The organism is Caballeronia glebae (assembly GCF_001545035.1).
Taxonomy (GTDB): Bacteria; Pseudomonadota; Gammaproteobacteria; order Burkholderiales; family Burkholderiaceae; genus Caballeronia; species Caballeronia glebae.
On record NZ_FCOJ02000027.1, the window covers coordinates 1 to 14,230 of the forward strand.

Here is a 14,230-nt window from a genome sequence, read left to right on the forward strand (position 1 = left end):
TGCAGTAATGCATTGAGCTAACTGATACTAATTGCCCGTAAGGCTTGATCCTATAACCAGTGTGTTTGCGTGCGTGTCGAGTGCGTATTTGCGTGCTTCATGCACCCCGCTGGCGAGTAACGCGCGTGCAACAATCGCCACCCGAATTCTTTACCGCTTCTTCCCAGATTGGTTGTGCGCCCACAGGCCCACAACAACAAGTCATGCCTGATGACCATAGCGAGTCGGTCCCACCCCTTCCCATCCCGAACAGGACCGTGAAACGACTCCACGCCGATGATAGTGCGGGTTCCCGTGTGAAAGTAGGTAATCGTCAGGCTCCTCATGCTGAAAGCCAAAACCCCACCCCTAAAAGGTGGGGTTTTTGCGTTTGGGGCGCGTGATTTGCATCGACTGAGTCCGAACTGACATCATCCCGTCTCCGATGCGCGGTTTCAGTCGGTAGAATGGCGTCGAAAGGTTGTACCCGTCATGCCGACCCTTTCCGGAGCGCATATGAGAACGAGCCTGTTGATTGCTGCTGTCAGCGCAACCTTGCTTTTCGCGGCGTGCGGCAAGAAGAACGACGCAAACGAGTCGAGCCTGGGCGACGCGATTTCCGCCGACATGAAAACGAACCGCGGTTTGCTATGCCTGAATCGTAGCGGTCGAGGTGTATACGCGTTCCCATCGGTCTATAGCAACCGCGACCTCAACGAGTATTCGGCTGGCGCGCTGCGCGAACAGCTCGCGGCGCTAGAGAAGAGCGGACTCATCGCGCGCGCGGCGCCGACACCCGCGAACGCCAGCGCCAAGCAGAATGGCCTCGCGTATAGCCTCACTGGCGAAGGGCAGAAGTACGCGGTCGAGACCAATCGACCCGCCAGCGATCCCAACGCAACGAGCGATCCGCGCGCCTGGATGCTCTGCTATGCGCACGTCAAGCTGGACAAGGTCGTTGGCTGGACCGAGCCTGATCCGACCGCTCACCGTTCCGACGTCACCTACACCTACAAGCTCGAAAACGTGGCGCCCTGGGTCGACGATCGCGACATCAAGCGCGCCTTCCCGGAAGTGACCGCCTCCGACCGCGAAGCCGGCGAGACGAAACTGCACATCATTCTGGAGCAGCGCGAGAACGGCTGGGTTCGGGTCGACTGAACTCGACTCGACGTTACGCCACGCCAATCGACGCATGCCGACATCCACCTTCGATCGTTCCGCCGGCCCGCCGCGCATGTCCGACGTCGCGCGCCTCGCCGGCGTTTCGAAGATGACCGTATCGCGCGTGCTCGCCGGCCACAGCGTTGCGCTGGCGACGCGCGAGCGCGTGCAGAAAGCAATCGACGAACTCGGCTACGTCGCCGATGCCGCCGCCGGTGCTTTATCGTCCGGTCGTTCGGAATTCGTTGCCGTCCTGGTGCCCTCGCTCGCAAGTTCCAACTTTTCCGACACGGTACGCGGCCTTTCCGCTTCGCTCGAACCGCACGGTCTGCAATTGCTGATCGGCGACACGGACTACGATCTGGATCGTGAGGAACGGCTCGTGCGCTCGATGCTGCGTCATCAACCGCGCTGCATCGCGTTGACGGGCTCGCGTCATACGGAGGCGACGCGCACGCTTTTGCGTCGCTCCGGCGTACCCGTCGTGGAAATGTGGGATTCACCTTCCGATCCGATCGATGCCGCCGTCGGTTTCTCCAACAGCAGCGCCGCACGCGAAATGGTGCGGTATCTGGCGGACCAGGGCTATGAACGCATCGGCTTTCTGGGCGGGGCGAGCGAGCTGGACCGTCGCGGGCTGGATCGTCTGAAGGGCTTTCGGGCGCAGATGAAGGCGCTCGGCCTCGACGATCGACGCATCATTCGTCTGGGCGATTCGCCCATCACGATGAGTCACGGCGGCCCCGCAATGGCCGCGCTGCTCGAAGCCTGGCCCGACACGCAAGCCGTGATGTGCGTGAGCGACATGTCCGCGTTCGGCGCGATAATGGAGTGTCACCGGCGCGGCCTCGTTGTGCCGGACGATATCGCCGTCGCGGGCTTCGGTAATTTCGAAGTGGCCGCGTGCTGCACGCCATCGATCACGACGGTTTCCGTCGACGCATACGGCATCGGCTTGCGCACGGGCGAGACCTTGCTTGCGGCGCTGGAAGCGCGCGATCAGGGCGTCGCGGGACCGGCCGGCAAGCGCGTGCGTGTCGCGTATTCTGTGGTGCCGCGCGCGAGTGCCTGAGCCGAAGCAGTGCGGCGAATGCGTGCTAACATGGTCCGAAATGTTACCGGTAACTTGAACATAACAAACAGCGTCGGCGCTCATGCCGAACGACTGTGAATCAAGGAGAGACATTCCCATGCCCCAACAGAATCTCAAGCGCCTGCGCAGCCAGGAGTGGTTCGACGATCCCTCGCACGCCGACATGACCGCGCTATACGTCGAGCGCTTCATGAACTACGGGCTGACGCGCGAGGAGTTGCAGTCGGGTCGCCCGATCATCGGCATTGCGCAGACCGGCAGCGATCTCGCGCCGTGCAATCGTCACCACATCGAACTTGCCGCGCGCACGAAGGCGGGTATTCGCGATGCCGGCGGCATTCCGATGGAATTTCCCGTGCATCCGCTCGCGGAGCAGAGCCGTCGTCCGACCGCCGCGCTGGACCGCAATCTCGCCTACCTCGGCCTCGTCGAAATCCTGCACGGCTTTCCGCTCGATGGCGTGGTGCTCACCACCGGGTGCGACAAGACCACGCCCGCGTGCCTGATGGCGGCGGCCACCGTCGACATGCCGGCGATCGTCCTGTCGGGCGGCCCGATGCTCGACGGATGGTACGAAGGCAAGCGCGTCGGTTCGGGCACGGTGATCTGGCACGCGCGCAATCTGCTCGCAGCGGGCGAGATCGACTATGAAGGCTTCATGCGCCTGACGACCGCATCGTCGCCTTCGATCGGCCATTGCAACACGATGGGCACGGCGCTCTCGATGAACAGCATCGCCGAAGCGCTCGGCATGTCCTTGCCGACGTGCGCGAGCATTCCAGCCGCGTATCGCGAGCGCGGACAGATGGCGTATGCCACGGGCAAGCGCATCGTCGACATGGTGCGCGAGGATCTGAAGCCGTCGAAGATCATGACGCGCGATGCTTTTATCAACGCGATCGTCGTCGCATCGGCGCTGGGCGCATCGACGAATTGCCCGCCGCATCTGATCGCGATTGCGCGGCACATGGGCATCGAGTTGAGTCTCGACGACTGGCAGCGCCACGGCGAGCAAGTGCCGCTCATCGTGAACTGCATGCCCGCGGGCGAATATCTCGGTGAGAGCTTTCATCGCTCGGGCGGAGTGCCCGCAGTGATCCGGCAACTCGACGAAGCGAGACTCATCGAGCGCGATTGTCTGACGGTATCGGGCCGCACGATCGGCGAGATTGCAAGCGATGCCCCCGCCGCCGACAACGAAGTCATCCGCACCGCCGGCGATCCGCTGAAACACGGCGCGGGCTTCGTGGTCCTGTCGGGCAACTTCTTCGATAGCGCCATCATGAAGATGTCGGTCGTCGGCGATGCGTTCAGGAAAACCTATCTGAGCGCGCCGGGCGCGGAGAACATGTTCGAAGCCCGCGCGATCGTCTTCGACGGCCCCGAGGACTACCATGCGCGCATCAACGATCCGTCGCTCGAAATCGACGAGCAATGCATTCTCGTGATTCGCGGTTGCGGCACCGTGGGTTATCCCGGCAGCGCGGAAGTCGTGAATATGGCGCCGCCCGCCGAGTTGATCAAGCGCGGCATCGATTCGCTGCCCTGCATGGGCGACGGCCGGCAAAGCGGCACGTCCGCGAGCCCGTCGATTCTCAACATGTCGCCCGAAGCGGCTGTCGGCGGCGGTCTCGCGCTGCTGCGCACGAACGACAGGATTCGCGTCGATCTGAACGCGCGCAGCGTGAACGTGCTGCTCGATGAAGCCGAGCTCGAAAGCCGCCGCGCACAATCCGCATTCGCCGCGCCGGTTGCGCAGACGCCGTGGCAGGAGTTGTATCGGCAGACGGTCGGACAGTTGTCGACCGGCGGATGTCTGGAGCCCGCGACGCTGTATCTGAAGGTCATCGAAACGCGCGGCAATCCGCGTCACTCACACTGAGCGAGCCGCCATGTCCTATGCCATCTATCCGAGTCTTGCGGGCAAGCGTGTTGTCGTGACGGGCGGCGGCAGCGGCATCGGCGCGGCGATCGTCGAGGCGTTCGCGAAGCAGGGCGCGCGCGTGTTCTTCATCGACGTTGCCGAGGCCGATTCGCGGCAACTCGAACAGACGCTCGCAAGCGAGAAGCATACGCCGCAGTTTCTGCATTGCGATTTGCGCGATGCAAATGCTATCGAGAAAACCTTTGGCGAGATCGTGGACGTTGCCGGTTCCATCGACGTGCTGGTGAACAATGCCGCGAGCGACGACCGTCATCAGTGGGACGACGTGAGCGCCGCATACTGGGACGAACGCATGGCCGTGAATCTGCGGCATCAGTTCTTCTGCGCGCAGGCGGCGGCAAAGCGCATGCGCGCGCAACGGCACGGCTCGATCGTGAACATGGGCTCGATTTCATGGCATCTCGCGCTGCCCGATCTCACGCTCTACATGACCGCGAAGGCCGCGATCGAAGGGCTCACGCGCGGTCTTGCGCGCGAACTCGGCGCGCACGGCATTCGCGTGAACACGGTGATTCCGGGCGCGGTGCGCACACCGCGTCAGATGAAGCTATGGCAGTCGCCCGAGAGCGAGGCGAAGCTTCTCGCGCAGCAATGCCTGCATGAGCGGATCGACCCAGAACACATCGCGCGGATGGTGCTATTCCTCGCATCCGACGATTCGGCCCGCTGCACCGCGCGCGACTATTACGTCGATGCCGGATGGTTCGGGACGTAACGACATAACGGCGGCTGATCCACGCTTCACACGCGCACGTCGCGCCGCCGGACCACTTTCGGCGTCGCCTTGACCGTCGGCATCGTGCCGCTTTCGATGTAGTGCTGCACGGCGTCGGCGGCTTCGTGGTAGTCGCGTTCGTCGAGCCAATGCCAGATCGCCGCGAGAAAGAGGCCGAGCCCCGCATGCCCGCAATGGGCGATGACCTCCGTGATGCCTCCCACGAGCGCCTCGTCGCGGCCTTCGGGACGCATTGCGCTTGCCAGATGAGATGCGGTGCGCGAAACCAGCATCGCGTGCATCGTGTGCAATTGCGGGTTGAACGTGTTTATTGCGTTTATTTTTTGACTGCCACTCATGACGCCCCCGTCTTTGACACTGGCCGCTACGTGCCGGAATGCGATGTCCGCATCCGAAAAAAAAGCACGCGCCGCGATTGGATTTTCGATAGCGCCTCGTTTTGGCGCTGAGGCGATTGAATGCAAGAAGCGGGCCGACTGCGCCTTCAGGCGATGAATCGCTCCGCCTTGCCTTGCGGGGCGCGGCGCAAGGCGGGCCTTCCGGTCATCCGACGAAAGCGCGGGCAGCGCGCTTTCCATGCATTCCGTACAATCGAATGCCCCGCGAGGTGCGCAAACCGTCAAAACATGCAACTTTCCGCTTTTTGCTCCGATGTGTTCGCCCGACGTCCTCACGTCGCGTTGTGCGCGCTCGCGTTGCTCGCGGGATGCTCGTCGGGCACGCCGGCGCGCAGCCAGGAAGCCGCGTCGCAACAGCAACAGAAAAGTAAACAGCCGCAGCCGCTGCATCACGCGAAGCGCACCTCATCGGGCTATGAAAACAACTACGGGAATTTGCCGCGCGAATCGTTTTTGAAGTGGCGCTGGGAGCGCTTCACGCAGGGATTGCCGAAACCGCCCGCGAACGGATATGGGTTTCCGATGGCGCATCCCGACATCGCGTGGCTCAAGGCCAACCGCACCGCCGACACGCTCACGTGGATCGGTCACGCGAGCGCACTGGTGCAGATCGACGGCGTGAACATCCTCACCGATCCCGTGTTTTCCGAACGCGCTTCGCCATTCTCGTTCGTCGGTCCGAAGCGCAAGACGCCGCCCGGTCTCACGCTCGACGAGCTGCCGCATATCGACATCGTGCTGATCTCGCACAATCACTACGATCATCTCGACAAGCCGAGCATCGAAGCGCTCGCCGGCCAGCCGGGCGGGCCGCCGCGCTTTCTCGTGCCGCTCGGCATCAAGCAATGGATGAACGATATTGGCGTGACGAACGTGGAAGAACTCGACTGGAGCGACGAGACCCACGCCGCCGGCCTCGATATCTGGTTCGTGCCAAGCCAGCACTGGTCCGCGCGCACGCCGTTCGACCGCGCGGAAACGCTGTGGGGCGGCTGGGTCGTGAAGACGCCGGCCGGCGCGGCGCACCCGTATTCGTTTTACTTCGCGGGCGACACGGGTTATTCGCCGGACTTCCGCGATATCGGCGCGCGTTTCGGCGGCTTCGATCTCGCGCTCATTCCGATCGGCGCCTACGAGCCGCGCTGGTTCATGCACGCGCAGCACGTCGATCCCGAGGAAGCGGTGCGCGTCTTCCAGGACATTCACGCGAAGAAAGCGATCGGCATTCACTGGGGCTCGTTCGAGCTGACCGACGAGCCGCTCGACGAACCGCCGCATCGTCTGGCCGAAGCCGTGCGCCGCGCCGGTCTGCCTGCGGACGCATTCACCGTGCTGAAACACGGCGAAATGATTCATCTCGACACGCCGAACTCAAGCGCCGCCACAATCGGTCGTTAACACGGTCTGACGGCGCGTCATTCACGCGCGGTAATTCATCCTGCAATCGAGGCGTCTCATGATCGAGGCGCGCTCGGCGCGGCGATCGTCTTTATCCACTGATAGGCTCAAACGCGTGAAGCAACTATCCATTCGGCATCGCATTCTGGCGAGCTTCGGCATCATTCTTAGCTTGATGCTGGTCATGGCCGCACTGTCGTACACGCTGCTCGGCGGAATCGATCGCGAAGCGAAGAGCCTCGAAGACGATTCGATGCTCGGCTTCGCGCTCTCCAGCGATCTTCGCGCGGCGTGGTTCGAGAATTACACGATCACGCAGCGGCTCGTCTTCATCGACAACGACGCGGAGCAGATCCGCCGCGACACGCAGCGTCTCACCGAAACGCGCGCGAGCGTCGACAAGTTGATGGACGCCTACGTGCCCACCATCTTCGAAGACGAAGACCGCCGCCTCTTCAACGACTTCAAGCGCCAGCGCGACCTCTACGTTCCGGTGCAGGATCAGGCGCTGCGCGAACTCGCAAGTTCGAAGGACGCGGCCGTCGCAACCTTCAACACGCGTCTCACGCCGGCCTGGGAAGCGGGGCAGGCCGCGACGCGCGCGCTCGTCGAGCACAACGAAACCTTCAACGCGAAATCGGTGGAAAGCATTCGCGGCTCGGTGCAGAAATCGGAGGCGACGCTCATCGTCATCATGCTGATTGCGATCGCGGCGGCGGCGGTGCTCGGCTTCATGCTGATGAAAGCGCTGACGGTGCCGATGCTGCGCATGGTCGATGTCGTCGACAAGATGCGCACCGGCGATCTCACGCAGCGCCTCGCGCTCGCGCGCCGCGACGAGTTCGGCACGCTGGAGGCGGGCTTCAACCGCATGACCGACGAGCTCACGGGTCTCGTCGGCCAGGCGCAGAAATCGGCTGTGCAGGTGACGACGTCGGTATCGGAGATCGCCGCGACCGCGCGCGAACAGCAGGCCACCGCGAGCGAAACGGCGGCGACGACGACCGAAATCGGCGCGACCTCGCGAGAGATTTTCGCGACCGCGCGCGATCTCGTGCGCACGATGAACGAAGTGTCGGGCGTGGCGGAGCAGTCGGCGGCGCTCGCGGGCACGGGCCAGGCGGGACTCACGCGCATGGAGGAAACCATGCGCCTCGTGATGGAAGCGGCCGGCTCGGTGAACGGCAAGCTCGCGATCCTCAACGAGAAAGCGGGCAACATCAATCAGGTCGTCGCGACCATCACGAAAGTTGCAGATCAAACTAATCTGCTTTCACTGAACGCGGCGATCGAAGCGGAGAAAGCCGGCGAGTACGGGCGCGGCTTCGCGGTCGTCGCCACCGAGATTCGCCGTCTCGCCGATCAGACCGCCGTCGCCACGTTCGACATCGAGCAGATGGTGAAGGAGATTCAATCGGCCGTCGCCGCGGGCGTGATGGGCATGGACAAATTCTCCGAGGAAGTGCGCCGCGGCATGCTCGACGTGCAGCAAGTGGGCGGACAGCTTTCGCAGATCATCCATCAGGTGCAGACGCTCGCGCCGCGTGTCTCGATGATCAACGAAGGCATGCAGACGCAGGCCACCGGCGCGGACCAGATTTCGCAGGCGCTCTCGCAACTCTCCGAAGCCGCGCAGCAGACGGCCGAGTCGCTGCGCCAGTCGTCGCAGGCGATCGACGATCTCACGCATGTCGCGAACGGCCTGCGTACCGGCGTGTCGCGCTTCAAGGTCGCCGCTTAAGGCCGGGCCGCGATGCTTTTCATCCAGTTCACGCTCGGGACCGACCGCTATCTGCTCGACAGCGCGCAGGTCGAACGCATGCTGCCGCTCGCGCCACTGAAGGCTCTGCCGGGCGCGCCCGCATGGGTCGCGGGCGTGCTCGACTACGAAGGCGCGAGTGTGCCTGTCATCGATATCGCCGCGCTCGCGCTTACGCGTCCATCGCACGAGAGACTGTCGACGCGGCTCGCGCTCGTCGCGTATCCGCGTCGCGGCGGCGATGGCGCGAGGGTGCATCATCGGCTCGGTCTCGTGCTCGAACAGGCGACGCGCACCGTCACGTTCGATGCCGCTTCGTTCGCCGATGCGGGCATCGACACGCCGCACGCGCGCTATCTCGGTCCGCTCACGCGTGACGAGCAAGGGCTGTTGCAATGGGTCCGCATCGAGCATCTTTTGCCCGATGACGTGCACGCGCTGCTCTTCGCCGGGAGCGAAGCATGAGCGCGCTGCCGAGCGCCTTCGCCGACGAAGTCTTCGGCATCGGTCGCTTCATCGAGCTATTGCATCGCACGATCGGACTCGATGCGGAATCGATCGGCGCGAACGCCGTTTCGCGCGCGGTGCGCGAGCGCTACAACCTGTGGCGCGACGAACAAGGCGGCACGCTCGACGATTACTATCGCGCGTTGACGCAAGATCACGCGTGCATGCAGGAACTGATCGAAGCGGTGGTCGTGCCGGAGACATGGTTCTTTCGCGATCCCGAAGCCTTCGCCGCGCTCGCGCGTCTGGCGCGCGTGCGTCTGCACGAACGGCCCGCGAAACCGGTGCGCGTGCTGAGCGCGCCGTGCTCGACCGGCGAGGAAGCCTATACCGTTGCAATGGCGCTGATCGAAGCGGGCGTTCCCGCCGAGCGCTTCACTGTCGATGCGATCGACGTGAGCGAGCGCGCGCTCGCCATCGCGCGTCGCGCGCATTACGGACGCAACGCGTTTCGCGGACGCGCGCTCGATTTTCGCGACCGTCATTTCCGCGCGATCGACGGCGGCTGGCAACTCGATCCCGCTGTCGCGCAAAGCGTGCGTTTCTCGCAAGCCAATCTGCTGCAACTCGATACGCACGCGTTCGAGCGCTTCGATTTCATTTTGTGCCGCAACGTGCTGATCTATTTCGATCGCGACACGCAATGCGCCGTCCTGCGCGTGCTCGATGGATTGCTCGCGCAAGGCGGCACGTTATTCGTGGGTCCGGCGGAGACGGGTCTTTTGATGCGCGAAGGCATGAGGTCCGCGAACATTCCGCTCGCCTTTGCGTTCAACCGGCCCGGAAGCGGACGTGCGAATGCCTTCAATGGCGCGTGGCCGGTTCCGCAGATCATCGCGAAACCCTTGCCGCCGATGAAGCGCGCGTTCGTGTTGCCCGCATGGGCGAGCGCGCCGCCTGCCGTCCGTGCGATGCCGTCCGCGATGCCGCGTGAGGAAGCGCCCAAAGAACCCGCGCCGGCGGCCGATCTCGCGCACGCGCGCGAACTCGCCGATGCCGGCCAACTCGACGCCGCGGCGAGCGTCGCGCACGCGTATCTGCAAGCGCATCCATCGAACGCGGATGCGTACTATCTGCTTGGCGTGATCGCCGATGCGCGTGGCGAACATCAAGCATCGCGCGGGCATTATCGTCGCGCGCTGTATCTCGATCCCGCACATCGCGAAGCGCTCACGCATCTGGCCGCGTGCCTCTCGCTCGACGGCGATGAAAGCGGTGCGCGTCTGCTGCTGGCGCGTGCGCAACGCGTCACGGAGTGCGCGCGATGAATGCCCGCGACATCGACCTTGCGATCGACATCGACGATTGCTGGAACCGCATCGGCGTGCGTGGCGATGCGTCGTGCCCGAAGCTCGAAGGCTACGTGCATTGCCGCAATTGCCCCGTTCACGATGAAGCGGCGTCGCGCGTGCTCGATCGCGTGCAGGCGCGCACGTCGATCGAACAGTCGAGTGCGGCATCGTCGAACGTGACGCGCAACGGCGACCAAAGCAACACGCTCTCGTACCTCGTGTTTCGCATCGGGGGCGAATGGCTCGGTTTGCCGACGACCGTCTGCGCACAAGTGGCGCAAACGCGCCCGGTGCATACGCTGCCGCATCGGCGGCATCGCGCGGTGCTGGGCGTCGTGAACGTGCGCGGCAGATTGATCGTGTGCGCTTCGCTCGCGCGGCTCTTCGGCATTGAAGAGCGCGCCGCGCACGACGCGTCGAGCAACCGGGCCATCGATACGCGCGAGCTTGGACGCCTGCTCGTCATCGAACGCGCGCCGAGCCGCGATCATCACGCGAGCGGCGATCATGAAGGCCCGATCGCCTTTCCCGTCGATGCCGTCGACGGCGTGCATCGCTTCACGCAAGCGCAGCTTCAGCCCGTGCCCGCGACGCTCTCACAGCGCCTGTCATCGCATGCGCACGCGGTCGCCGCATTCCGCGACGCGACCGTCGGCCTGCTCGATGCCGATCGTCTCATCGACAGCCTGAACCGGAGCCTCACGTGACGAACATCGATCCGGGCCGTTCGTCATTGCTGGAACTCTTTCAGGAGGAAGCGCGCGGGCAGGCGCAGATTCTTTCCGATGGCCTCATCGCGCTCGAACGTGCGCCGCGCGATCCGGTCACGCTCGAAGCGAGCATGCGCGCCGCGCATTCGCTGAAGGGCGCCGCGCGCGTGGTCGGCGTGCCGCTCGGCGTGACGCTTGCGCATGTGATGGAGGATTGCTTCGTCGCGGCGCAGGAAGGGCGCGTCGTGCTCGATGCGGGTTATATCGACATGCTGTTGCGCGGCGTCGATCTGATCGTACAGATAGGCGAGGCGCGCGAGGCCGATGCGCAGACCACGCTCGAACGCGAAGTCGATGCGTTCGTCGAAGGCCTCAACGCGCGTATCGAAGGCCACGCGGCGCATGACGATGCGCTCGATCTCTCACGGGAACTCACGCTGACGAAGCCGCTGGATGAAACGCCCGAGCCAGTCCAGACACCTTCGCGCACGAACGAAACACGCATGCTGCGCGTGCGCGCCGACACGCTCGATCGCTTGCTGAGCCACTCGGGCGAATCGCTCGTCGAATCGCGCTGGCTGAAGCCGTTTTCGCAGTCGATGCTGCGCGTGAAGCGCATTCAGCACGATGCGAACCGCGCGCTCGAACGTCTGCACGAGACGCTGACCGAATCAAACGCCGCGCCACTCGATGCCCGCGCTCACGCCGCGCTCGATGAAGTGCGTCGCCTCGCGGAGCAAGCGCATCGTCAATTGAGCGAGCGTCTGGCCGAACTGGAAAACTTCGATCGCCGCTCGACGCATCTCGCGCAACAGATCTACGACGAAGCGCTCGCGTGCCGCATGCGTCCTTTCGTCGATGCAACGGGCGGTTTCGCGCGCATGGTGCGAGACGTCGCGCGCGGATTAGGCAAGGACGTGCGTCTCGTCATCGCGGGCGAGACGACGCAGGTCGATCGCGACATTCTCGATCTGCTCGATGCGCCGCTCGGCCATTTGTTGCGCAACGCGGTCGATCACGGCATCGAGCCGCCCGCGCTGCGCCGCGCTTTGGGCAAGCCCGAAACCGGCACGATCACGCTCGACGCGCGCCATAGCGCGGGTTCGCTTTTCATCAGCGTGTCCGACGACGGCGCGGGCGTCGATCTGGATGCATTGCGGCGCGCGGTCGTGCGCAAGAACCTCGCGAGCGATGATACCGCCGCGCGTCTCACCGAAGCCGAACTGCTCGAATTCCTCTTTCTGCCGGGCTTTTCGATGCGTGACGCCGTCACCGATGTATCCGGTCGCGGCGTCGGCCTCGATGCGGTGCAGGACGTCGTGCGGCAAGTGCGCGGCAGCGTGCGCGTGACGCAGGAAACGCATGCGGGCACGCGCATCGCGCTGCAATTGCCGTTGACGCTTTCGGTCATTCGCAGCCTGATCGTCGAAGTGGCGGGCGAGCCGTATGGACTGCCGCTCGCGCATGTCGCGCGCACGCTGGTGCTGCCCGCGAGCGCCATCGACGTGCTCGAAGGTCAGCAGCATTTCTCCTTCGACGGCAAACGCGTCGGTCTCGTCACCGCGCACCAGATCTTGCAGACCGCCGCTTTCGAAGCCGCGAGCGATGCGCTCAACGTCGTCGTGATCGGGCAGGGCGCGGCGAGTTACGGCATCGTCGTCGACCGCTTTCTCGGCGAGCGCATGCTCGTCGTGCAACCGCTCGACAAACGCCTCGGCAAGGTGCGCAACATCGCGGCGGGCGCGCTGATGGAGAACGGCGATCCGCTGCTCATCGCGGATCTCGACGACTGGCTGCGCTCGGTGGAAAAGCTCGTCGGCAGCGGCGAACTCGGGCGCGTCGGGGCGAACGCTTCGCGCTCGCGCGTGGCGAGTGCGAAGCGCGTGCTCGTCGTCGACGATTCGCTCACCGTGCGCGAGCTCGAACGCAAGCTGCTCGCGTCGCGCGGCTACGACGTGTCCGTCGCGGTCGATGGCATGGACGGCTGGAACGCGGTGCGCGGCGAGCGCTTCGATCTCGTCATCACCGACATCGACATGCCGCGACTCGACGGCATCGAACTCGTCACGCTGATCAAGCGCGATGCGCAACTCGGCGCGTTGCCGGTGATGATCGTGTCGTACAAGGATCGCGCGGAAGATCGTCAACGCGGCCTCGACGCGGGCGCGGACTATTACCTCGCGAAAGGCAGCTTCCACGATCAGGCGCTCATCGATGCGGTGCGCGATCTCATCGGCGAGGCGAAGTCATGAAGATCGGCATAGCGAACGACGTCGCGTTGGCCGTCGAAGCGTTGCGCCGCGCGCTCGCGGCGCGGCCCGACTTCGAGATCGCATGGGTCGCGCACGACGGCCAGCAGGCCATCGACTATTGCGCGACGCACACGCCCGATGTCGTGCTGATGGACCTCGTGATGCCGAACGTCGATGGCGTGCAGGCGTCGCGGACCATCATGGCGCGTTCGCCGTGCGCCATTCTCGTCGTCACCGTGGATGTCGGAGCGAACGCATGGCGCGTGTATGAAGCGATGGGCGCGGGCGCGCTCGATGCCGTCGATACCCCCGCGCTCGCGGGCGCCGATGCGCGTCGCGGCGCGGCGGCGCTGATTGCGAAGATCGATCAGATCGGCGCGCGGCTCGCGTCGTTCAATGCGCCGTCGGCAAGCGCGCTGAGCGTGCCGAAGAGCCAGGCGCGGCTCGTCGCGATAGGCGCGTCGGCGGGCGGCCCGGCGGCGCTCGCGACACTGCTCGGCGCGTTGCCGAAGCAGTTCGCGGCGGCGATCGTCATCGTGCAGCACGTGGATCGCGCGTTCGCCGAAGGCATGGCGCAATGGCTCGACGCGCAATCGGCGCTGCCCGTGCGCGTCGCGCGCGAAGGCGACAGGCCCGTGTCGGGCGAAGTGCTGCTCGCCGCGACCAACGATCATCTCCACTTCGCCGATGCCACGCGCCTCGGTTATACCGCGCATCCGGAGCAATTGCCTTATCGCCCGTCCGTCGACGTGTTTTTTCAGAGCGTGACCGCGCGCTGGACGGGCCGTGCGATCGGCGTGCTCCTGACCGGCATGGGTCGCGATGGCGCGATCGGACTGAAGGCGATGCGCGCGAAGGGTTATCACACGATCGCGCAGGACGAGGCGACGAGCGCGGTGTACGGCATGCCGAAGGCGGCGGCCGCGCTCGATGCGGCCGCGTCGATTCTGCCGCTACCGCGCATCGCGCATGCGATCGCCACTGCGTTTGACTAATA

The 14,230-nt window shown here is 64.6% G+C and carries 12 protein-coding genes and 1 rRNA gene; 12 read left to right on the plus strand and 1 reads right to left on the minus strand.

Annotated features, from left to right (window positions below; all coding sequences use genetic code 11):
* Nucleotides 1-206: 206 nt before the first annotated feature.
* The 5 genes from rrf to AWB82_RS19115 all read left to right on the plus strand — a co-directional run bounded on the left by rrf (nucleotide 207) and on the right by AWB82_RS19115 (nucleotide 4,896).
* Nucleotides 207-319: ribosomal RNA gene (rrf, locus tag AWB82_RS19095) — 5S ribosomal RNA — on the plus strand.
* A 176-nt stretch (nucleotides 320-495) separates the two neighbouring features.
* Nucleotides 496-1,140: a hypothetical protein gene (locus AWB82_RS19100; RefSeq protein ID WP_086969946.1), complete on the plus strand. Its 645-nt coding sequence runs from the start codon at nucleotides 496-498 to the stop codon at nucleotides 1,138-1,140.
* A 34-nt stretch (nucleotides 1,141-1,174) separates the two neighbouring features.
* Nucleotides 1,175-2,215: a LacI family DNA-binding transcriptional regulator gene (locus AWB82_RS19105; RefSeq protein WP_086969948.1), complete on the plus strand. Its 1,041-nt coding sequence runs from the start codon at nucleotides 1,175-1,177 to the stop codon at nucleotides 2,213-2,215.
* Nucleotides 2,216-2,333: 118 nt separating this feature from the next.
* Nucleotides 2,334-4,118 carry an IlvD/Edd family dehydratase gene (locus AWB82_RS19110; protein ID WP_086969950.1) on the plus strand — a complete coding sequence of 595 codons (1,785 nt, stop codon included), beginning with the start codon at nucleotides 2,334-2,336 and terminating at the stop codon, nucleotides 4,116-4,118.
* A gap of 10 nt (nucleotides 4,119-4,128) precedes the next feature.
* Complete coding sequence (locus AWB82_RS19115; RefSeq protein WP_086969953.1) at nucleotides 4,129-4,896, plus strand: SDR family NAD(P)-dependent oxidoreductase; 768 nt, start codon at nucleotides 4,129-4,131, stop codon at nucleotides 4,894-4,896.
* 26 nt (nucleotides 4,897-4,922) lie between these two features.
* Here AWB82_RS19115 and AWB82_RS38355 read toward each other — a convergent pair whose 3' ends face one another.
* A complete protein-coding gene (locus AWB82_RS38355) occupies nucleotides 4,923-5,495 on the minus strand; it encodes a hypothetical protein (RefSeq protein ID WP_235023350.1) in 573 nt (190 codons plus the stop codon).
* 48 nt (nucleotides 5,496-5,543) lie between these two features.
* Here AWB82_RS38355 and AWB82_RS19125 point away from each other — a divergent pair, with 48 nt between their 5' ends.
* From AWB82_RS19125 to cheB, 7 genes are all read left to right on the plus strand, one after another.
* A complete protein-coding gene (locus AWB82_RS19125) occupies nucleotides 5,544-6,713 on the plus strand; it encodes an MBL fold metallo-hydrolase (RefSeq protein WP_086969955.1) in 1,170 nt (389 codons plus the stop codon).
* A 115-nt stretch (nucleotides 6,714-6,828) separates the two neighbouring features.
* On the plus strand, nucleotides 6,829-8,454 hold the full coding sequence (locus AWB82_RS19130) for a methyl-accepting chemotaxis protein (protein ID WP_086970064.1): 1,626 nt from the start codon (nucleotides 6,829-6,831) through the stop codon (nucleotides 8,452-8,454).
* 12 nt (nucleotides 8,455-8,466) lie between these two features.
* Complete coding sequence (locus AWB82_RS19135) at nucleotides 8,467-8,937, plus strand: chemotaxis protein CheW (protein WP_086969957.1); 471 nt, start codon at nucleotides 8,467-8,469, stop codon at nucleotides 8,935-8,937.
* Nucleotides 8,934-10,247: a CheR family methyltransferase gene (locus AWB82_RS19140; protein WP_086969959.1), complete on the plus strand. Its 1,314-nt coding sequence runs from the start codon at nucleotides 8,934-8,936 to the stop codon at nucleotides 10,245-10,247. The genes AWB82_RS19135 and AWB82_RS19140 overlap by 4 nt, the downstream gene beginning before the upstream one ends.
* A complete protein-coding gene (locus tag AWB82_RS19145; protein WP_086970066.1) occupies nucleotides 10,244-10,978 on the plus strand; it encodes a chemotaxis protein CheW in 735 nt (244 codons plus the stop codon). Before AWB82_RS19140 ends, AWB82_RS19145 begins: the two co-directional genes overlap by 4 nt.
* Nucleotides 10,975-13,233, plus strand: coding sequence for a hybrid sensor histidine kinase/response regulator (locus AWB82_RS19150; RefSeq protein ID WP_086969962.1), 2,259 nt, complete (start codon nucleotides 10,975-10,977; stop codon nucleotides 13,231-13,233). The genes AWB82_RS19145 and AWB82_RS19150 overlap by 4 nt, the downstream gene beginning before the upstream one ends.
* Nucleotides 13,230-14,228 carry a chemotaxis response regulator protein-glutamate methylesterase gene (gene cheB / locus AWB82_RS19155; RefSeq protein ID WP_086969964.1) on the plus strand — a complete coding sequence of 333 codons (999 nt, stop codon included), beginning with the start codon at nucleotides 13,230-13,232 and terminating at the stop codon, nucleotides 14,226-14,228. Before AWB82_RS19150 ends, cheB begins: the two co-directional genes overlap by 4 nt.
* The last annotated feature ends 2 nt before the right edge of the window (nucleotides 14,229-14,230 follow it).